We start from the raw sequence: 20,966 nt of genomic DNA, 5'->3' as shown, positions 1-20,966 counted from the left end.
ATTGTTAATAGATTGTTAACTCTAGCATGTTAGTCTAAGCGGAGGAAAGTGCAAGTGGTGAGTTTTCGTGCATCTTGTGAACAATATACGTAAACGCGCTCAATATGCATAACTCGCCCGAATGGGAGACTTCCTCGTTATCTACTATTAGTGTAGTTGACGGTAGATAGCCGGGCTGATTCCAGTCTTCTTTTTAAAGATACGAGAAAAGTAGGAGACGTCGTTGTAACCACATTGGAAGGCGATAAAGGAAATCTTCTCTTTGCGGTCGTTGGTGAGAAGGTGCTTGGCGAGATTGATTCTTTTTAAGGTTAGGTAATCGCGAAAACTCACCCCGATGGTTTTATGAAAAAACTTAGAAAAGTAAGTGACTGAATAGTGGCAGTATTCTGCTACATCTTCCTCTCTTATTGTTCTAGATAAGTTTTTTTCGATATATCTCAGCATTTCAACGAGATCTTTACTGATATGTTTTTGCGATTGTTTCTCAACTAATTTATGAATATCTAGAATTTCTTGATGCTTTGTAAACTGATAATAAACCTGCTTATTAAGCTCATCAGACCATAACCTTACGTCATCATTTTTTATAGAGAAGGTAGAAAATACTACTTCTAACTGGTTTATATCGTCAGGTGGATTGTCATTGCAGATAAGAATTAAGTGTTTATCTAAGTTTTGGCATAGTTTAACCGCAGTATGTAATAAAGAAGTAAAAGGCTCTTCAAAATAAAAAAAGCAGAAATGTATATCAGGCTCACTGAGTACTGATACATCATAACCATAATCTAGAATGTGGAAATGTCTTTCTAAATCTCTTACCAGATCTTTTTCAATGTAAGTGACTGATTTTCCGAGCCAGTAGCCTTTATGTAGTACTTCCACTGTATGCAGTCCTTAGTCATCTTAATTAGAATAATGAGGAGCTATAAGGTTGAGCTTAGTATGAGATTATGAGGTTGACCAATTACACTATTGAGGAATAACAAATTTAAACCACTATTTTAATGGATCGGTATCACGTTTTTGCTCTGTTGAAATTTTGTCAAGTATCAAAAGTGAGAATTTTAAGAATGTTTGGCGAGTTTTTCTGATTTTAGCCTAGTTTGTTGATTATTTCCTTTTTAATCATTTAATTGAAATAATAAAATTATTTAGAGCAAATGTTTTAATTATTAAAATTGTGCGCTTAACAGGGCAAAAAAGTCCAAATTGTAATTGAAGGTTGAGCAAAAAAATACCAAAGATGGACAAAATAATCCTAACTCTTATCCGTGAATAACTCTAAATTATCAATAAGCGCTACAGCTTAATGAACTTTGGAAGGAGACATATCATGAGCAAGCTTATTACAAACATCACTGCATTTATGAAAGACGAAGAAGGTCTAACGGTTGTTGAATACGTTGTAGGTGCAGGTTTACTAGTACTCGGACTAGCAGGTATTTTCGATCTGTTTAGTGGTGAATTACAAGCAGAGCTAAGTACTATTTTTGCTTAACTTTTTATCTAAAAATAGATAAGCAAACTATAAAAACCCGTCTAATATATATTTAAGGCTTGTAGAACTAAACCATAGTTTTACAAGCCTTAATAATATCTAGGGGGAAATTATGCAAACATCAACTTACATAAAAGATTTTTTGCAAGATGAAAGCGGCCTAACTGTAGTGGAGTATGTGGTAGGCGCGGGTTTAATGGTTGTTGGCCTTGCGGGTCTTTTTGTTGCCTTTAGTGACATTTTAGTTGCGGAAATGGGGACGATTTTCGCGTAATAGCAGAGTTATGGATGACAGGTGCTTATTATGGGTTATCTAATCTGGTTGGGGTTTATTGTCGTTGCAGTAACGGATGCAAGGGAAAACCGCATCCCGAACCTACATTTACTTATCATTTTGGCACTATGCATTCTTGATAAAGGACTATCAGCCGCTCCTGTTGATGCTCTTCTATGGTCTTCTGTTGCTGGCCTCTGTTTCTTTTTCTCTTCTTTACTATTACATCTTATCCGAGTGATGGCTCCGGGTGACGTTAAGCTGCTTGGAGTGGTCGGGTTCTGGCTTGGTTGGGGAAACTTAATTGATGCTACCTTGTGGATCGCTTTATCTAGCGTCTTGATTGGCTTGTTATACGCGATCATGAATAGGGCTGAGAGCGGTAGTTCAATTAAACAACTGGTGTCCAAGTACTCAATGATTGCTGCATACGGCTCCAGCTCACAGGCAGCTATTTCCAGTGGCGAAAAAATAGAGCGTAAGCTACGGATGCCCTTCGCCCCAGTAGTGGTAATTGGTTTAGCTATGTATCAATATTTTTAAGCTTATAGACAAGGAGTCTATATGGTTCAATCTACAGCACAAAAAAGGCACCGAGTAGAATTGACACCGCAGGCAAATGCGCCCCCTGTGCCAACCTCTTTTGACGGATTAGAAATACCTAAAGCAGTATTAGAAAACTTGCTGCTCAAACACCTAGCTGCCTACCCTAAATCTGACATTTTGCAGCTAACCAAATTGATGTGCATTAACAGTCACATGATTGAAGAGATGCTGAGTGACTTGCGGGCAAAATCTCAGGTTGAAGTTTTTCAAGCGCAAAGCTCTACGTTTGCAGCGGCTTCTACTGGACACGTACGGTATGGGTTGTCTGAGCAAGGAATGCAAGAAGCCGATATCGCGTTTGCGAAGGATGCCTATTTAGGTCCCGTTCCTGTCTCTCTAACTAGCTATGACGCCATGGTTAAGGCTCAAGATGTACGCGCACAAATGGTTAATCGACAAGACGTTACTTACGCCTTAGAAGAAGTGCTCGGCGCCGACCGTATGATAGGTAGCTTAGGCCCTGCGATTAACTCGGGTCGCGCACTATTACTTTATGGCGACGCCGGTACTGGTAAAACCTTTGTTGCGACAAGAATCTTAAACTCTCTGAATACGTCGGTTTATATTCCGTATGCTGTTTACGCAGCGGGCAATATTATCAAGGTGTTTTCGCCTCAGCATCATAAACGCGTCACCAGCGCTGAAAATCAATCCATTACGTTTAAAGAGCAGTTTGACCGCCGCTGGAGTCTGTGTGAACGACCAAGTATCCAAGTTGGTGGTGAGCTAACTATGGATATGCTAGAGGTCAACCATAGTGAGCACAACCGGGTATGGATGGCCCCTCTGCAAATGATGGCTAACAATGGCATCTTCATTATTGATGACTTAGGTCGTCAAACTATGCCTGTTGCAACGCTGCTCAATCGTTGGATTGTTCCAATGGAATATTTTTACGATTACTTGTCGTTACCAAATGGGCAGCAAATCACCATTCCGTTTATTTTAACACTGGCTTTTTCTACGAACTTAGATCCGGAAAAGATCAGTGACCCCGCATTTTTACGTCGTTTAGGTTACAAAATTCAGTTTGGCCCACTACTGGAAACGGAGTATCGCCAGTTATGGGATATTTTCTCTCAAAGCCGCCAATTGGAGCTTGCAGAGGACTGTATATCATCACTTTTAGAGTTACATCGTCAGCATAGCGTTGGCTTCTATCCTTGTATTCCAAAGGATTTAGTAGGTATCAGCCGAGATATTATAGTGTTTGAAGAAGTTGCCCCGGTCATTACCTCCGAGATCGTCAGCCGCGCATGGGAAGTTTATTTTACTGCTGATGGCAAAGGAGGAGGTGCTCGATGAGCCGGAACCAAGTGATCTTATTATTCTTATTATCTATAGCATTCGGGCTTGGAGCGGTATTTTTTGCCAAGCAGTGGATGGATCGGCAGCTTACCCCACAGACTGAAGTTGAAGTGGTTGAGCGAGAACCAGTGATTGTTGCAGCTCAGGAAATTCCCTCTGGGAGTGTGATTGAAGAGCAACATATCAGCTCTAAATTACTAGAAGTAGCATGGCGTGAAGAAGCGCAGTTCGTTTCTGAACAAGATCTGCTGGGTCAGGTGGCTGCCACTACGATATATCCTGGTGAAATCGTCAACCGCAACAGGCTAGCTAACTCTGGTGAAGGTTCAACTCTGGCCGCTCTGATTCCAGAAACTAAGCGAGCCGTTACGATACGGGTTAATGACGTTATCGGTGTGGCGGGCTTCCTATTACCGGGTAATAGAGTCGACGTTCTGAATACCATAAGTTATAGCCCTACATCAGCCACGACTTTAACGGTGCTTAAAGATATCAAAGTATTGGCGGTCGACCAAACCGCGCGAACCAAAGAAAACAAACCCATCATAGTACGAGCAGTGACTTTAGAAGTGTCACCAAGACAAGCTGAGAAGCTTTTGACGGCGCAGAGCAAAGGGGAAATTCAACTTGCGCTTCGCAACCCTCATGAAGAGGAAAAACCAGTCAAAAGATATGTTGCACCAAGTGTCACCATTTTAAAAGGTACAGAAAAAAGCAACATCAGAGTCAAGGATTGAGGTGAGCTATGCGTAAGATAATCATACTAATAAGTCTGTTTTTATTCAGTACCGTAACTGTACACAGTGCGACCCAATCGGGGAAAATAGTTAAGGTACCACATCATAAATCAACACACGTTACCCTAGCAGGCAAAGCAAAGCGCGTCTCCTTAGGTGACCCAGAAGTGCTAGATATTGTGATGCTTAAATCCAATGAAGTGTTTCTAATCGGTAAAAAATTGGGTTCAACCAACTTAATGGCTTGGGACAGTCGAGGCCAGTTGATAGAGTCGATCAATATTGAAGTTACCCATGACTTGAATAGCCTAAAAGCCAAACTCTATGAGTTTTTGCCGAATGAGGAAATTGAAGTTCATAGTGCGCAAAATCGCTTAATTCTTAGTGGGCAAATTAGTAACCAAGCATCGATGAACATCGCTTTGCGAGTGGCTGAAACATATGCCGCAGGGCAAGAGGCAGACAAAGAGAAAAAGTCCTTAAGTGATCAGGTTGCGAAAACAGGAGTTATAAACCTGATGACCATTGGTGGTGCTCAGCAGGTAATGCTTGAAGTTACTGTCGCTGAAGTGCAAAGAAGCCTCGTGCGTAAATTTGATGCCAATTTTCATTTCTTCCAAAAAAGCGGTGACTTGGGCTGGGGAGCGACATCAGCAGGAGGAAGAATTGGTGATGTTGGAAGTGGAGTAATTGGGCCGATTCTCAATGATCCCTCCATTGATAGTACTGGCTTATTGGGAACGTTTATTGATAGTAACACTTTGTTTACCTTTGCATTGGATATCGCCAAACAAAATGGGACTGCCAAGGTGCTAGCGGAACCTAACTTAACGGCGCTAAGTGGCTCTAAAGCGGATTTCTTAGCTGGTGGCGAATTTCCTATCCCTGTACCCAATGAGAAAGGTAGTATCACGATTGAGTATAAAGAATATGGTGTGGGGTTAAAGTTCATTCCTACCGTGCTAAGTGACCAAGTCATTAATTTAAACTTGGCGATCGATGTCAGTGAAATTGCCAATACTTCTTCATTAACCATCTCTCCTGAACTTACCAATAGTACTTACATTATCCCACCAATTACTCGCCGCAGCGCCTCTTCCACGCTTGAGCTTGCTGATGGTCAAACTATAGGTATTGCTGGGTTAATTAGTGAAAACGTCCGTGATGTGGTTAATGAAATGCCCGGCTTTAGTGATATTCCAATCTTAGGCCAGATGTTTAATAGCCAAGAATTTATTTCTGGTGAGACAGAGTTAGTCATCTTGGTTACCCCAAGGCTTGCAAAACCTGTTGATCGCAATCGAGTGACTTTACCTACAGACTCATTTGTTGAGCCGAATGATTTTGAATACTACCTACTGGGGCGCGGCGCTTATATTGCCCCTGCCAGTGGAGGTAAAGCGAGTGAAGCCACTGAGAAAGAATACATTGATCACTCTCAAGGTGGTACTGAAGGTACGTTCGGGCACAGTCTATAGGGGGCAACATGAGACATATAAAACTATTCATCAGCATATTGCCGTTGTCATTGCTACTTATCGGGTGTGTGAATAATGCAGAGCGATTAGGGGCACATGTGGCTAAACTTAAAACAGAGCAAGTATATAACCCGGAAGCAACTCGGGAGAATCTGGGGGTTATTCCTTCAGGTAGTGGTGAACGAATGGAAGGTGCGTATCAAGTTTATACTGGGAAACAGGATTCCGAGTTAAAAGGTACAGAGAGTCAATTCCTAGAAGGGTTTGGAGAATAGCCCTAAGGAGCTATTATGAATTGGAATCGAATCGGTCGAACAAACAGACAGCAAAAAGGGCTAGTGCTAGTACTGGTCACGGCTGCTATGTTGGCACTTGTCGGAGTGGCGGCGTTATCCATTGATGTTAACCACGCATTGATGAATAAGTCACGACTGCAAAATAGTGCTGATGCAGCTGCACTCGCTGCGGCCACTGTGATTGACAGTGACGGTTCCACAGGAGACGCGACTACCGCAGCCAATACGACTTTGACTAATATGGCTGGTGCGTCTGGAAACAGTGCGATGGCGTTTTCTGCCGAATCAGTATTAGTCCAGTATTCCAATGACCCCGAAGTCTTTCCAATCCCTCCTCTTACCCAGTCTGCAGGTTTTGACTCTGATCAAGATACTTTTGTTCGAGTCTTAGTGAGTAACTATGAGTTAGATAATTTCTTTGCCAAAGTGATGAGTGTTGACAAACAACTTAGTGTTTCGGCAGTGGCAGGCCCCAGCCCTAGTGCACCTGCTGTCAATGTGGTTCCAATGGCGGTGTGTGAAGATGACGCAGCTTCGGGTAGCAACGGCTATGACACGGGTAAATTATATGCACTGAAATTGGCGGATCAAAGCCAATCTGAAATGGGAGCCGGTAACTACCAATTGCTAGACTTTGGTTCGGGGGCTGCAACGGTTCGGGACGCATTGGCTGGTGGTTATGAAGGTAGGGTTGGTATTGGCGATACCGTGATAACAAAACCCGGTAATACAATTGGCCCTGTAGGGCAAGGACTCAACACTCGATTTGGAGTATATAGCGGTGGGGGATTAGATGCTTCTGATTTTCCTTCCGATGTGTATGTTAAAGAGCCAACTAAAAAAGCGACACTAGACAACAATGGTGACGTTAAATATGACGATAAATCTGGTGCTGGTGGGGAAGGTTGGGCGTACACGGATTACGAAGCAGCGTTGCCTTGTAATGGTGATAGTGACTGTCGAATAGACTCAGGTGGGCAATATGATAGACGTATTTTAATTGTTCCTATCGTTGATTGTTCTGGTGCTTCTGGAGGTACAAGCAGCTTTACCGTCACCGCCTTAGGCTGCTTTTTTATGTTGCAGCAAGCCCCTACCTCTAATAGTGGTAAAGAAGCGGTTTTTGGTGAGTTTCTCTATGATTGCTCCGCATATGGCGGTACACCGGGGCAAAACTCAGATGATGACGGACCTTATCTTATCGTTCTTTATGAGGACCCGGATAGCGAGGACTCATGATGAATACGAAACATAGAAATGTAGCGTTGGCAAAAAATAGAGGGTTAGCGGCAGTGGAAATGCTGATCGCTATACCAGTCTTACTTACCGTTCTTATGGCTATTACTGAGTTTGGGAATGCGTTTGTTCAATATAATACGCTTAACAAAATGGCTCAAAATGGTGTGCGCCACGCAACAGCAGATATCCTTGGTACGGGTAGTGTGAACCCTTGTAATAATGCTACTACAGTATCACAGACTAGAAATGTAGTGCTTTATGGTAAAAGGACTCCAGGTACAAGTGACTTAATCATGGACGGTGTTACCGCAGAAGATGTATCAATCACATGTGCAAACAAATATATCACCATCACTATTAACCATGTCTACTCTCCACTGATTGATAGCTTTGCTTCGGATATTTCGTTCGATGTGCCTTTGATTGCCTCAGCAGTAATGAGGACAGAACCATGAAAACTCAAAAAGGTGTGAGCGTTATTGAGTTCACGATCGTTTCTACAGCGTTACTGCTTATTCTGTTTTCTGTTATTGAGATAGGGCGTTATGTCTACTCATTGCAGACGATCAACGATATTACTAGGGTCGCAGCTCGTTTAGCTACGGTATGTCGAGTTGAAGACCAGAATGATATACCCGCACTCGCCATCCCTGATTACGCACCAGGAGGTCTTACTGCGCAAAATATTGTTATCGATTATTTGGATGAATCTGGAACTGTTATCAACGGAACTCTGACAGATGATGATGTGTTTTCTACAATTAGATATGTGAGGGCGCGGGTTGTAGATTTTGAGTATCAATTCACGGGCTTATTAAGCTTTGTCAATTTTACTGGGTTATTGGCCGTCCCAGAGTTTGAAACTATTCGACCACGCGAGAATCTAGGTCATCACAGACGTTCGGATGGAAACGATAGTAGTTCTGATTGCTAGGAGGCATATATGGGAGAGGCAGTGAAGATTACGCCAAATGGAAGTGCTCCGCTACGACTGAAAACCAATCTCACGATTTGGGTGTTTTACTCGTCGGATGCTTTCCACTTGCATATCAGTCATGAGCTGTCTAAATGCCAAAGCATTAGTTATGAGATGATCTCTTTTCATGGGTTAGTGGTAGGCAACTTAGCCCATTTCTCTCCCCCTGATTTGATCTTTGTAGAAACTGGTCCTAACTGGGCGCAAAAAATTGTCGAACTGCAAAACTATGAAGCTCCGGAATCGAATAGCGAAAACCATGAAGCATCATTGATTGTGTTTGGTAACGAGAATGATAATGGTGCATTGAAGATCTCGTTGCGTATCGGTGCGGCAGACTTCGTGTCGAATACCGCGCAAATTGAAGAGTTAATACCGCTGCTTAAAAATGTCGCGGAAGAAAAAGTCGCTAGTCGCAATTTGGGTGAATTGCTGGTGTTTATGAACACCAAAGGTGGTTCAGGCGCTTCAACTATTGCCCTCAACTCTGCAATCAAAATGGCCAATCAAAACCCAGATAAAGTGCTATTGCTCGACTTAGATCTTCAGTTTGGTGTGGTGAATGACTATTTGAGCATTAACCCTTCCTACAGCATGACCGATGCACTTGCTAATGTGTCTGATCTTGATGAGGTTTCTCTGAGTACTTTTGTCACCAAACACTCTAGTGGACTTCATATACTCTCGTTTAAACGCGAAAATAGCCATGAAAATTACGAAAAAGCCAAGCATCTCAACAAACTCTTACCTTTGTTAAGAGAGCATTATCCTTATGTCATTGTTGATTTATCTCGCGGCCTAGACCGCCTTTTTGCGCCCGTGTTAGCGCCGGCAACCAAAGTGTTTCTTATTGCGCAACAAAACCTCGTGGCAATCAAAAATACCACTCAAGTGATTAAGCTCTTGTCATTTGAGTTTGGCATCAATAAAGAGCAGCTAGAGATTGTTATCAATCGTTATGAGAAACGTCAGTCGATAAGACTTAAAGATATTCAGGGAACCGTTGGGGATATTAAGGTTCATGTTGTCCCCAATGATTTTAAAGTGGCATTGGAAAGTGCCAATTTAGGTCGCCCGTTTATTGAGGCGAAAAAAAGCAGTTCAATTTCAAAGTCTATTAGCCGCTTTGTGAAGTCACTTTCTCCTCATGTTGAAGAGAAAAAAGGTTGGTTCAAGCGGTTATTCTCATAGCTTTTCATGCACAGTGACAGAGAGAAATTATGTTTTTTAAACGAAAAAATCTGAATCCTGAGTTGCAAGAAAAAGTGAATGTCGTAGAGCAACAGCAGGAAATGGGAATGCCATCAAGCGATGCCGAACCCCATTTAAATGGCAGTGTTGATGAGTCTAACTCTTTCAAAGAAAGGAAAAAATTAGAAACGGAAGCGAAAGAAAAAGTTATAGAAGAGACTCGTAAACAGCTAACCCAAGAACAGGAAGTGAAGCATTATTATCATCAGCGATTGCTTGAAACATTAGACCTCGGACTCTTGGCAAGTTTAGAGCCGGAGCGGGCAAAGGCAGATCTACATGATGCGATTGTTCAATTGATGGCTGACGACCAAACCCATGCACTCAGTGCTGAAGGACGTAAGCGGGTTATTCAACAAATCGAGGATGAGGTATTTGGTCTTGGTCCTTTGGAGCCACTTCTCAATGACGCAACGGTGTCAGATATTTTAGTTAATGGTCCTAAGCATGTGTTTGTTGAACGGCGCGGTAAACTTGAGCAGACCCCATATACCTTCCTAGATGAACGCCATTTACGCAATATTATCGATCGTATCGTTAGTCAGGTGGGGCGACGTATTGACGAAGCCTCACCAATGGTTGATGCACGATTAACTGATGGTTCGCGTGTTAACGCGATTATACCCCCACTAGCACTGGACGGCTCATCGGTCTCGATTCGTCGTTTTGCGGTTGAAAAACTTAATATGGACAACTTACTCGATTTTAACTCGCTGTCTCCTGAGATGGCGAAGTTTGTCGAAGCGGCTGTCCGAGGGGCGTTGAATGTGCTGATTTCTGGTGGTACGGGCTCTGGAAAAACTACCACTTTGAACATATTCTCCAACTTTATTCCTTCAGATGATCGTATCGTCACTATCGAAGACTCGGCAGAGCTGCAACTGCAACAACCCCATGTCGTGCGTCTAGAAACTCGCCCCGCAAACCTTGAAGGCAAAGGGGAAATAACTCAGCGAGATTTAGTAAAAAACTCACTGCGGATGAGACCAGACCGTATTGTGCTTGGGGAGGTGCGTGGCGCTGAAGCTGTGGATATGCTCGCTGCGATGAATACTGGTCACGATGGTTCTTTAGCAACTATTCACGCCAACACGCCACGGGATGCACTTTCAAGGGTAGAAAACATGTTTGCCATGGCAGGGTGGAATATGTCGGCCAAGAACTTACGCTCACAGATCGCTTCTGCGATTCATTTGGTTGTCCAGATGGAGCGTCAGGAAGATGGTAAACGTCGCATGGTGAGCATCTGTGAAATCAACGGTATGGAAGGCGAAATTATTACCATGTCGGAGTTATTCCGCTTCAATCGACAAGGAATGGACGAAGAGGGCAATGTGCGAGGTTATTACACCGCGACGGGCGTAGTGCCTCAGTGCCATGATCAGCTGTCTAAAAAAGGTATGCACCTTCCGTTTGATATTTTTAATGAGACTTTCTCATAAGGGGGCGTTATGCAGCAAGATGCGACGTTATTCTTTATCTTACTTTTCTTTGCTGTGGTGTTTATTTCCCAAGCACTAATACTTCCTGCTGCGGGTAGTAAGGCAAAACACAAAGAACTGTCTCAACGACTGAAAGACTCTCAGACTAATCTTGATGAGGAAGCTCGTTCCTTATTGCAAGAGCACTACATTAAAAGCTTAACGCCACTCGATAGAAAACTGGTTAAGATTGAGACTTTCTCTAATTTGAAGAAAATGATTGAGCTGTCAGGTTACGACTGGAGCTTGACGCAGACACTGACCGTTACGCTGATTTTTTCCGTATTAGCTCTGATCACGACTTTAATATTTAGACAGCCGATTTATGTTGGCGTTGCCGCGGCTGTTGGGGTGTGGGTTATTCTCTATTTCTGGCTTAATAAAAAAATATCAGATCGCTTAGCAGCGTTTGAGGAACAGCTTCCAGAAGCGCTCGATATTATGCGCCGAATGCTTCAGGCGGGTCAGCCGGTCACTCAAGCATTTAACGAGGTTGGTAACGAAATGCCAGCGCCAATTGGGGTCGAGTTTAAGAACACCTTTAACTTACTCAACTACGGTTACGATATGCGTATGGCTATTATGCAGATGGCAGAGCGTACTCCTACCGTTTCTATGCTAGCTTTCTCTAGCGCCGTGTTACTGCAAAAAGAAACGGGTGGTAACTTGTCAGAAAACTTAGAAAAAGTCTCTAGAGTGCTGCGTGCGCGTTTTAAGTTGCAACGTAAAATTAAAACCCTTTCTGCTGAGAGCCGTTTATCTGCTTGGATACTTGTTCTTTCGCCTTTTATCTTGTTTCTATTCTTATCTTTTATTAACCCTGAATATGTTGAACCTCTATACCGAGATCCCCGAGGTTTGGATCTTGTCAGTGGTGGGATTGTCAGCTTATTTATCGGTTCGATGTGGATCAGAAAAATCATCAACTTTGAGGTGTAACTATGGACGACCTCATATATCAACTTAATGAACTACAACTGGATGAGCAAACTGCGTTTTTAGCCTTGATTCTCATTGCGACCATCTTGATTATTTTCACTGCTTTAATGCTAGTTCTAGGTTCAAAATCGCCCCTTACTCAAAAGCTGGAAGAAATTCGCAAAAGCACGGGTGGGGGGAAGCTCAAAAAAAGTCGTCGTTTAGACAATACGCTAGAGTCGCTAGCGCCAGTGATGCAGCCATCTAACAGCAAAGAAAATGAGAGCATCCGCAGTAAGTTGATGCATGCGGGTTACCATGATGCTAATGCGATCACTATTTTTTATGCCTTCAAAGGGATGTCCATATTACTCGGGTTGTCTATTGCCGCTGCCCTGTACTTCTTTTTCCCAGATTTTGGTCAACTGAATCTCGCTATGATAGGGAGCGTTGCCGTTGGACTCTATGTGCCTAATATGACTCTTCATTATTTGGTAGATAAACGTCAGTCCAGAATTCGTGGTGGGGTGCCAGACGCACTTGATTTGCTAGTGGTATGTACTGAATCTGGTTTAGGTTTTAGTGCAGCGTTGAGAAGGGTGGCCGATGAGTTGATGATTTCTCATCCAGATTTTGCCGATGAACTCGATACTGTCTGCGCCAAGATCAAAGCTGGCGTGGAGATGTCTGATGCCTTTAACGAGTTGGTGGATCGCACTGGACTTAAAGAGATTGCGGGCTTGGTGACTATGTTGTCTCATGCATCGAGAATTGGCGGTAGCTTGTCACAAACATTACGCGAATATACCGAGGATTTTCGAGATAAGCGTAATCAAGAGGTAGAAGAAATTGCTGCCAAAATACCGACTAAAATGATTTTCCCGCTATTGCTGTTTATCTGGCCTTGTTTTTTTATTGTTGCAATTGGCCCTTCAATGCTGGCGCTCACCACTTCGTTAGGGAATTAAGGACTTGTTATGAATGGATTACGTTGTCTACTGGTATTAATTACCGTTTCGCTGCTATTGGCTTGTGCCAGTAAGGAGCCACAACTAGATACCTCTCTTTATGAAGGTAAGCCTATTGATACCCTTTCGTTAGAAGAGCCACCAAAAACTGAAAAAGAAGCGATTCAGCGAGGTGACATTGCATTGAGCTCGGGCAATTCAGATCTCGCTTTGTATGAATATATTCGCTCACTTGCGTTTGAAAATGGGCAATACAGAGACAAAGCGCTATTCAATATTGGTCGTATTCATCAGTCACGTGACAACTTGGCACTGGCTGAAAAAGCCTATTTAATTGCAGTTGAGGAGAACCCGAACAACATCAAGGTACTTGAACAACTTGGTATTCTCTACAGCCGTAATGGTGATATCGAGCAAGGCCGAAGTTACTTCTTACGGGCTGTGAACGCTGACCAATTAAGATTCAATAACGGAGAGACGCTTGAAAGTGAAGATTTAGTGACCGTCAAATCTGTTGCCAAACTTAAGGTTGACCAGTACTCACCAGAGTACGCATTTATGGGGTTAGGGGTCGCGGCAGATTTAGACAAGCAGCATGAGTTAGCACAGGCGTTTTACAAGCAGGCTTTAAGTATTGATCCAGAGTCGGTCAAAACCCTAACCAATGTCGGCTATTCGTTCTATATGTCTGGAGATTATCGTAAGGCGCAGCGCTTTATATTACAGGCGCTTGATATAGACCCTGACAACGAGAAAGCACTGAATAACTTGGCACTCGTGTACCTAGGGAAAGGTGAGATTAATCGGGCGCTTAATGTTTTCTCACAGCATATGGATAAATCTGAAGCGTTAAATAATGTTGGCTACTTTCTCACACTACAAGGTAAACCCGATAAGGCAATCCCTTATCTTCAGCAAGCAATCAATACCAAACCAACTTACTACAAAGTTGCGAATGAGAATCTAGAAAAAGCTTTGGCCATGGTTAGGGAAGAGAAAGCTAAACAAGAGCAATAAAAAAGGGAGAGCACTAGCTCTCCCTTGTTAATTTCTACGCACCTTCTAGCTAACTAAGCGATGTAGCCCGTTGCTAATCCCGCTAGCATAAAGAAGGCGACCATCCAAACAATTGGTAGCTTCTGTTGCTTGAGTAAATAGAAGCCAACAAGAACGAGCGAAATATCAAGTGGTTTCATCACTGCGCTAGTAAATACCGGTTGGTATAACGCAGCGACCAACAAACCAACAACCGCGGCATTCACTCCGTTGACAGCGCCAGAGACTTTGTGATTTTTAGCCAGTGATTGCCAATTCTTTAGTACCCCTAGTAGCAACAAGAAGCCCGGTAAGAAAACCGCTAACGTCGCTATTAATGCACCCGTAATCGGGGCTGAAGGCATCAACTCGTAACCTATGTAAGTCGCAAAGGTAAACATAGGTCCAGGCACCGCTTGCGCTGCTGCATAGCCGGTAAGAAAAGCATCTTGGCTTAGCTGATCACCAACGATGTTTTGAAGTAGTGGCAGAACCACATGACCGCCACCGAAGACTAAACTGCCCGCTTGGAAAAAGTCATTGAATAGTCCAAGTGCGGGCAATGCTTGCGCCGCAAATGGTAGTCCAACAAGCAAAGCAACAAACAGAGCGAGAGGGGCAATAGAAGGCTCAAACTTACTGGTGTTTTGCGCATCGTCATTACCCAGACATTTCATACCGATTAAGGCTGCGACAATCAACACGCCCATTTGGGTTGCAATACCAGGTAAAAGCAATAGAGCGACAGCCGTCATCAAACATAGCGCGACTGATAGCTTCTCTTTACAAAAGTTTTTGTACATCCCCCAAGTCGCATCGGCAACTACCACAACCGCGAGCAGTTTTAAGCCATGCACGATGTTTTGGAACGCACTCGCCTCAGTGAGTTGACTACTCAGCACTGCGAGCGCCAACATAATGATGACTGACGGTAAGGTAAAGCCGATAAACGCCATACACGCACCGCCAAGGCCACCACGTTTGTAACCTAAGGCAAAGCCTACTTGGCTCGAACCTGGACCGGGTAAGAACTGGCTAAGCGCAACAATTTGCGCGTACTCTTTGTCGTCAAGCCAGTTGAGCTTTTCAACAAAGGTATTTCTGAAATAGCCAATATGCGCTGCAGGACCGCCAAAGCTAATCCAGCCAAGCATAAAGAAGGTTTTAAAAATCGACAGCATGGTTAGGTTACTCTTTTGCTAGGTCAATAGACCTTAAATAGTGCCAATAATGTACGCAATGAACTAAAATGACTCAAATTGATAGTCTTAATACAAACTATGAATCAAATGGGATTTGGTCAGTGAAAGAGTTTAATTGGAAAGGGGTCGACCTCAATTTGCTGGTGGCTTTTCAAGCCTTGTTCCAGACTAACAGTGTCAGCGCGGCTGCAGAGCAGTGCTTTGTTAGCCAGTCGGCAATGAGCCACACGTTACAAAGAATGCGTGTGCTGTTTGATGATCCGCTGTTTGAGAGGGTTGGAGCGAAAATGGAGCCCACACAACACGCTCAAGAGATAGCCCCGACAATCGACAGGTTGTTGGGCAGCATCAAGAACGACTTGTTAGTTAAGAAGCATTTCACGGCCAATGGCTATTCGGGAGTGTGGAAAATAGGTTTAACCGATTATGCAGAGCAGCTTTTTGCCCCAGCCCTGTATGATGCGATTAAGCAGCAGTCACCCAACTCGCAAGTGAGCTTTTTTAACGTCAACCGCAGTAACTATGTCGAGATTGCAGAGAGCGAAGGCTTAGACGTCGTGATTGGCAGCATTGAAAACCTTAACCGTCGTTTCCTCTCTGAGCATCTATATACCGAGCAACACCTCTGTTTGTTTGATCCTAGCTCCGTTACCACCAGTGAGCCGATGAGCCTTGAAGATTTTGTGGGCTATGAGCATGCGCTCGTTAGTCCAGACGGTAGCTTACAAACTCAGGTTGATAAGCGCCTCGCTAAGTTAGGTTATGAGCGCAGAGTTGGGGTAGCCTCGCGAAACTTTCTAACGATTCGACGTTTGTTACTCGGGCGAGAGTTGTTGTGTATTGTGCCTAAACGCTTTGCTGAGATGGAAATGTATAGCCATGATCTGCAAGCTATTTCGAGCCCAATAGAGATTCCTGACTTTGATATTCGCTTACTGTTCCTAAAAGCGAATCAGTATGAAGAGAAAAGTATTTGGATAAGAAGGGTAGTGGCTTCAGTCGTCAATTAGTGGCTGAAGTTCTCTCAGCCACTAATTGACATCTTTGGATCGGCTTATTCGACTCGCAAACCATTAGCATCAAACAGGTGGCAATCAGATGTTTTGCAGCTTAGCTCCATTTGCTGGAACTTAGACACCTCTTGGTCACCGGGTAGGTGAACTTTGAAGCCATCGACACCACATGATTGACCGAACATGTAAGTACTGTTACCTAAGCGCTCGACGACCTCACTTTGGAAGTTAAGGTGTACATCACCGGAGAGGTCAATTTCCAAATGCTCAGGGCGAATACCTAGAGTAAGAGTATCGCCTGCTGCTAGGTCTTGCTGCACGGCAGGCAGTGTAAACAATGAACCATCTTCGCTGACAAGCTTCAATCCTTGTTCGTTCGAAGACTCAATTTTTGTCGGGATGAAGTTCATCTTAGGTGAGCCAATAAAGCCCGCCACAAATTCATTTTGTGGGTTATGGTAAAGCTCAAGGGGGGACCCCACTTGCTCTACACGCCCATCGCGCAGCACCACGATCTTATCTGCCAACGTCATGGCCTCGACCTGATCGTGAGTCACATAGATCATCGTGTTTTGCAGATCTTGATGCAGCTTGGCAATCTGCAAACGCATATCTACTCGTAGTTCGGCATCAAGGTTAGACAAAGGCTCATCAAATAGGAACACTTTTGGGTTGCGTACAATGGCACGACCAATGGCAACACGTTGTCGCTGACCACCAGACAGCTCTTTTGGCTTACGCTTTAGTAGGTGATCAAGTTGCAGTGTTTTCGCAGCGCTGTGGACTTGTTTTTCGATCTGCTCTTTCGGGTGACCATTCATCTTCAAGCCAAAACCCATGTTCTCTTCTACGGTCATATGTGGGTAGAGAGCATAAGATTGGAACACCATGGCAACACCACGTTCGGCAGGATCAATATCGTTCACCAGTTGGTTATCGATATGAATCTCACCGTCAGAGATCTCTTCAAGGCCTGCAACAAGTCGTAATAGCGTCGATTTACCGCAGCCCGATGGGCCAACGAAGACAACAAATTCACCATTCTCTATTTCTAGATCGACACCATGAATGGTTTGCACATCACCAAAACGCTTGATGACCTGTTTTAAGCTGATGTCAGCCATATCTACTCCTTGCCTTATGGCGCAAAAAACTCGTTTGATGAGCGAATTATGAGCGATAAATCACCGTTAGTTTCGCTTTGTCTATAAAACATACGCGTTTCATAGATTTTTGTTACCCGCTAACAAGGAATAGTTGATCACGATCATGGTTATTTTACGAAAATTGACCATTTTTGTGGAAACGTTTACAAAATTGATTTGTTAGTGTGTATTAAATCATCAGAGTTATTAATGTATGAGTGTAGATTAGATAAAACTTCATCTTTTGGTCACTTTTCTTCTACTTTTACTTAAGTGTTTGAAACGTTCATAAACCGGAAGATGTGACAAGGAGTCACACAAAATGGAGCAATCTGTGAAAACGATATACCCAGAAAATCGTCTTCCTTCCGCAAGGCGTAAAGCAAGGGTAAGCGCAAAGCTCTCACCGCGGTTATTTTTAGCCCCAGCAATGGCGATCTTCGCTATTTATGTCATCTATCCAATTCTAGACAGTATCTGGCTTAGTTTTTACGAGTGGGATGGTTTAGGAGAGAAGGTATGGGTCGGTTTAGATAACTATCGCGAGCTGTTTGACTCTGAAGCTTTTTATACCTCTCTTAAGAACAATACCTTGTGGCTAGTCTTCTTTATGTTAGCCCCACCAATCGGTCTTGCTATCGCTTTGTTCCTTAACCAACAGGTAAAAGGAATCCGCGTGGTGAAGTCACTTTTCTTCTTCCCTTTTGTAATTTCACAAGTAGTGGTCGGTTTGGTGTTCGCGTGGTTCTACGATCCGTCGTTTGGCCTGTTTAACATGGTGCTGGGGTCATTTGGTGTAGAGCCAATTTCGATTCTTGCCAATGAAGACTACGTTACCTACGGCATCATTGCTGCCGGTCTATGGCCGCAAATCTCTTACTGCATGATTTTGTACCTCACAGGTTTGAACAACCTCGACCCAGAGCAAATTGAAGCCGCACGTCTTGATGGGGCGAAGAAATGGCGCATGCTTTGGTACGTGGTGATCCCTCAGCTACGTCCAGCGACCTTTATTGCCATCGTTGTGACCGTGATTGGCGCTCTGCGTTCTTTTGACTTAGTCGCAACCATGACAGCGGGTGGTCCTTGGGGTAGCTCGACGGTACTGGCTTATCAAATGTATGAAGAGTCGATCTTTAACTATAGAATGGGTTATGGCGCATCGGTTTCAGTTGTGTTGTTCCTCATCATGGACGTGTATATCGCTTACTTCTTATGGCGTATGTTGAGGAGTGAAAAATAATGTACCCACAACCGATTCAAAAAGCAGGACGCTTTACCAACATTAGCTATCGCGTGGCATTGCCAATTTCTATTGTGATGTGGTTATTGCCTCTGATCGCCGTAATGATGACCTCAATCCGCGGCATTGAAGATATCAACACAGGTAACTACTGGGGTTGGCCGAGCGAATTCCAGTTCGTGGAAAACTACACTCAGGTGTTTACCTCGACGTCTATGGGGCAATATCTGATTAACAGTTTATTGATTACCTTACCGGCTGTCGCTGGAGCGGTCGCTCTATCTACTTTGGCAGGATTTGCGTTAGCTAAATACAAGTTCAAAGCCAATATCTGGATTTTTGCGATGTTTATTGCGGGCAACTTTGTGCCTTTCCAGATTCTAATGATTCCGGTGCGTGACCTAACGATCAGCTTTGGTTTATACGATACCCACTGGGCGCTGATTTTCTTCCACGTCGCGTTTCAAGCCGGTTTTTGTACTCTGTTCATGCGTAACTTTATTGTCGGAATTCCCGATGCCTTGATCGAAGCTGCGCGTGTTGAAGGGGTTACCGAATGGAAGATCTTCTGGCATGTCGTATTACCACTCGTACGCCCAGCATTGGCTGCGCTCGCGGTACTTGTTTTTACCTTTATCTGGAATGACTACTTCTGGGCATTGGTGCTGGTGCAGAGCGATGAAGTGCGTCCGGTTACCGCGGGCCTGAGCTCACTCAAAGGCCAATGGCTAGCATCTTGGCAGTTTATCTCTGCTGGTGCCATCGTCGCAGCGATTCCACCTGTAGTGTTGTTCTTTACCATGCAGCGCCACTTTATCGCCGGCTTAACACTCGGCGCGACAAAAGGTTAGTTTTCACAGCAAGCCAACTTTATCCCTCACAGGTTGGCTAGCTCTTTTATGAAGTAAATAAATATAACAATTGGACCCATGAGCATAAGCTCACTAACAAGGACCTGAATATGAAATACGTGAAACATCTTGCTGCTTCCGCAATTCTCGGGGCAACATTATCTACCACCGCATGGGCGGGCACACTGGTCATTAACTCTGACCAAGCGGACCCAGCTCCTAAAGCTGCTTGGCAAGAGATTGTGAAGCGCTTTGAGGCAGAGAACCCAGATATTACCGTTGAGTACAATCTTTACGATAAAGAAGCCTACAAGACAACGATTCGTAACTGGTTGGTGACATCGCCACCAGATGTCGTGTTCTGGTATGCGGGCAACCGTATGAAAACATTCGTCGATCGTGGTCTTTTTGAAGATGTGAGTGATATCTGGGCAGAAAACAACATGACTCAGGACTTTGCTGCGGCAGCGCCAGCAATGACGGTCAACGGCAAGCAATATGGTGTGCCTTACACTTACTACCAATGGGGCGTTTACTACCGCAAAGACCTGTTCGAAAAATATGGTATTGCAGAGCCTAAAACTTGGGAAGAGCTAAAAGCTGCCTCAGCAACGCTTAAACAAAACAACGTTGCGCCGTTTGCTATCGGTACTAAATACCTTTGGACAGCAGCAGGGTGGTTCGATTACATCAACCTACGAACTAACGGTTTAGCTTTCCATATCGATCTAATGGACGGCAAAATCCCTTACACCGATGAGCGTGTTAAGAAAACTTTTGCTAACTGGGCAGAGCTTGTTGAGCCGGGTTACTTCCTAGAGAATCACGCATCCTACTCATGGCAGGAAGCGCAACCATTCCTATATAACGGTCAGGCGGCGATGTACCTGATTGGTAACTTCATCACGCCAAACTTCCCAGCAGAGATGAAAGATAACATGGGCTTCTTCCAGTTCCCTGTCATCGACCCTGCAGTACCAGTCGCTGAAGATGCGCCAATGGATACGATTCATATTCCAAGCAAGGCGAAGAATAAAGCTGATGCGCGTAAATTCCTTGAGTTTGTCGCACAGGCTGAGATTCAGCAGTTAATTAACGAATCTATCTTACAGATCCCTACCAACAATAAAGCGCAAGCGGCTGACGACCCGTTCCTTAACAAGGGTGTTGCTATGCTAGCGTCTGCTGAAGGTACTGCTCAGTTCTATGATCGCGATACGGATCCTGCCATGGCAAAAGAAGGCATGAAAGGTTTCCAAGAGTTTATGGTTAAACCTGAGCGTCTCGATAAGATTCTGAAGAAGCTAGAAAAAGTTCGTAAGCGTACTTTTAAATAAATCAAACTGTTCTTCCTTTGTTTATCGCTGTCGTTCCCTGTTTACCATGCCAGCGATAAGCAGAGGGGGACATCAATCGGATGAGATTGATGTGTCCAATCTTGAGC

General features: G+C 44.0%; 22 protein-coding genes. 19 read left to right on the top strand and 3 right to left on the bottom strand.

Annotated elements, in window-relative coordinates:
• Window positions 1-147: 147 nt before the first annotated feature.
• Window positions 148-885 carry a helix-turn-helix domain-containing protein gene (locus tag AC5O63_RS17870; protein WP_494505799.1) on the bottom strand — a complete coding sequence of 246 codons (738 nt, stop codon included), beginning with the start codon at window positions 883-885 and terminating at the stop codon, window positions 148-150.
• Between the two features lie 451 nt (window positions 886-1,336).
• On the opposite strand from AC5O63_RS17870, the gene AC5O63_RS17865 reads away from it, so the two are divergent.
• The 15 genes from AC5O63_RS17865 (at window position 1,337) to AC5O63_RS17795 (ending at window position 14,050) form a co-directional block, all read left to right on the top strand.
• A complete protein-coding gene (locus AC5O63_RS17865; RefSeq protein WP_494505798.1) occupies window positions 1,337-1,501 on the top strand; it encodes a Flp family type IVb pilin in 165 nt (54 codons plus the stop codon).
• Between the two features lie 112 nt (window positions 1,502-1,613).
• Window positions 1,614-1,775 (top strand): Flp family type IVb pilin, encoded by a 162-nt coding sequence (locus AC5O63_RS17860; RefSeq protein WP_494505797.1) that lies wholly within the window; start codon window positions 1,614-1,616, stop codon window positions 1,773-1,775.
• Between the two features lie 30 nt (window positions 1,776-1,805).
• The gene (locus AC5O63_RS17855) at window positions 1,806-2,318 is read left to right on the top strand and encodes a prepilin peptidase (protein WP_494505796.1); all 513 of its coding nucleotides are present in this window, start codon (window positions 1,806-1,808) and stop codon (window positions 2,316-2,318) included.
• A gap of 21 nt (window positions 2,319-2,339) precedes the next feature.
• Window positions 2,340-3,686 (top strand): DUF8689 domain-containing protein, encoded by a 1,347-nt coding sequence (locus AC5O63_RS17850; protein WP_494505795.1) that lies wholly within the window; start codon window positions 2,340-2,342, stop codon window positions 3,684-3,686.
• Window positions 3,683-4,426, top strand: a complete 744-nt coding sequence (gene cpaB / locus AC5O63_RS17845; protein ID WP_239851141.1) for a Flp pilus assembly protein CpaB — start codon at window positions 3,683-3,685, stop codon at window positions 4,424-4,426. Before AC5O63_RS17850 ends, cpaB begins: the two co-directional genes overlap by 4 nt.
• An 8-nt stretch (window positions 4,427-4,434) precedes the next feature.
• The gene (locus tag AC5O63_RS17840) at window positions 4,435-5,904 is read left to right on the top strand and encodes a type II and III secretion system protein family protein (RefSeq protein ID WP_494505794.1); all 1,470 of its coding nucleotides are present in this window, start codon (window positions 4,435-4,437) and stop codon (window positions 5,902-5,904) included.
• 8 nt (window positions 5,905-5,912) lie between these two features.
• Window positions 5,913-6,179 (top strand): hypothetical protein, encoded by a 267-nt coding sequence (locus tag AC5O63_RS17835; RefSeq protein ID WP_494505793.1) that lies wholly within the window; start codon window positions 5,913-5,915, stop codon window positions 6,177-6,179.
• A gap of 15 nt (window positions 6,180-6,194) precedes the next feature.
• Window positions 6,195-7,439: a pilus assembly protein TadG-related protein gene (locus tag AC5O63_RS17830; RefSeq protein WP_494505792.1), complete on the top strand. Its 1,245-nt coding sequence runs from the start codon at window positions 6,195-6,197 to the stop codon at window positions 7,437-7,439.
• The gene (locus AC5O63_RS17825; RefSeq protein ID WP_494505791.1) at window positions 7,436-7,894 is read left to right on the top strand and encodes a TadE/TadG family type IV pilus assembly protein; all 459 of its coding nucleotides are present in this window, start codon (window positions 7,436-7,438) and stop codon (window positions 7,892-7,894) included. The genes AC5O63_RS17830 and AC5O63_RS17825 overlap by 4 nt, the downstream gene beginning before the upstream one ends.
• The gene (locus tag AC5O63_RS17820) at window positions 7,891-8,373 is read left to right on the top strand and encodes a TadE/TadG family type IV pilus assembly protein (RefSeq protein ID WP_239851131.1); all 483 of its coding nucleotides are present in this window, start codon (window positions 7,891-7,893) and stop codon (window positions 8,371-8,373) included. Before AC5O63_RS17825 ends, AC5O63_RS17820 begins: the two co-directional genes overlap by 4 nt.
• A 9-nt stretch (window positions 8,374-8,382) precedes the next feature.
• Entirely contained in the window at window positions 8,383-9,606 is a 1,224-nt protein-coding gene (locus tag AC5O63_RS17815) for an AAA family ATPase (RefSeq protein ID WP_494505790.1), read from the top strand.
• Window positions 9,607-9,713: 107 nt separating this feature from the next.
• Window positions 9,714-11,108, top strand: a complete 1,395-nt coding sequence (locus tag AC5O63_RS17810; RefSeq protein WP_494505812.1) for a TadA family conjugal transfer-associated ATPase — start codon at window positions 9,714-9,716, stop codon at window positions 11,106-11,108.
• A gap of 9 nt (window positions 11,109-11,117) precedes the next feature.
• Window positions 11,118-12,086, top strand: a complete 969-nt coding sequence (locus tag AC5O63_RS17805; RefSeq protein ID WP_494505789.1) for a type II secretion system F family protein — start codon at window positions 11,118-11,120, stop codon at window positions 12,084-12,086.
• Between the two features lie 2 nt (window positions 12,087-12,088).
• Window positions 12,089-13,033, top strand: coding sequence for a type II secretion system F family protein (locus AC5O63_RS17800; protein WP_239851127.1), 945 nt, complete (start codon window positions 12,089-12,091; stop codon window positions 13,031-13,033).
• Window positions 13,034-13,042: 9 nt separating this feature from the next.
• Window positions 13,043-14,050, top strand: coding sequence for a tetratricopeptide repeat protein (locus tag AC5O63_RS17795; RefSeq protein ID WP_494505788.1), 1,008 nt, complete (start codon window positions 13,043-13,045; stop codon window positions 14,048-14,050).
• 53 nt (window positions 14,051-14,103) lie between these two features.
• On the opposite strand, the gene chrA is transcribed toward AC5O63_RS17795, so the two are convergent.
• Window positions 14,104-15,249 (bottom strand): chromate efflux transporter, encoded by a 1,146-nt coding sequence (gene chrA / locus AC5O63_RS17790; RefSeq protein WP_494505787.1) that lies wholly within the window; start codon window positions 15,247-15,249, stop codon window positions 14,104-14,106.
• A gap of 122 nt (window positions 15,250-15,371) precedes the next feature.
• On the opposite strand from chrA, the gene AC5O63_RS17785 reads away from it, so the two are divergent.
• Complete coding sequence (locus AC5O63_RS17785) at window positions 15,372-16,280, top strand: LysR family transcriptional regulator (RefSeq protein ID WP_494505811.1); 909 nt, start codon at window positions 15,372-15,374, stop codon at window positions 16,278-16,280.
• A gap of 44 nt (window positions 16,281-16,324) precedes the next feature.
• Here the strand turns inward: AC5O63_RS17785 and AC5O63_RS17780 are convergent, their stop codons facing one another.
• Entirely contained in the window at window positions 16,325-17,407 is a 1,083-nt protein-coding gene (locus AC5O63_RS17780; protein WP_494505786.1) for an ABC transporter ATP-binding protein, read from the bottom strand.
• Between the two features lie 343 nt (window positions 17,408-17,750).
• Here AC5O63_RS17780 and AC5O63_RS17775 point away from each other — a divergent pair, with 343 nt between their 5' ends.
• The 3 genes from AC5O63_RS17775 to AC5O63_RS17765 all read left to right on the top strand — a co-directional run bounded on the left by AC5O63_RS17775 (window position 17,751) and on the right by AC5O63_RS17765 (window position 20,859).
• Window positions 17,751-18,671, top strand: a complete 921-nt coding sequence (locus AC5O63_RS17775; protein WP_494505785.1) for a carbohydrate ABC transporter permease — start codon at window positions 17,751-17,753, stop codon at window positions 18,669-18,671.
• Entirely contained in the window at window positions 18,671-19,522 is an 852-nt protein-coding gene (locus AC5O63_RS17770) for a carbohydrate ABC transporter permease (RefSeq protein WP_171322120.1), read from the top strand. The genes AC5O63_RS17775 and AC5O63_RS17770 overlap by 1 nt, the downstream gene beginning before the upstream one ends.
• Before the next feature lie 110 nt (window positions 19,523-19,632).
• Window positions 19,633-20,859 carry an ABC transporter substrate-binding protein gene (locus AC5O63_RS17765; protein WP_239826440.1) on the top strand — a complete coding sequence of 409 codons (1,227 nt, stop codon included), beginning with the start codon at window positions 19,633-19,635 and terminating at the stop codon, window positions 20,857-20,859.
• The last annotated feature ends 107 nt before the right edge of the window (window positions 20,860-20,966 follow it).

It is taken from the genome of Vibrio sp. SCP2 (genome assembly GCF_059295395.1).
This window is presented reverse-complemented; position numbering and strand designations above follow the sequence as displayed.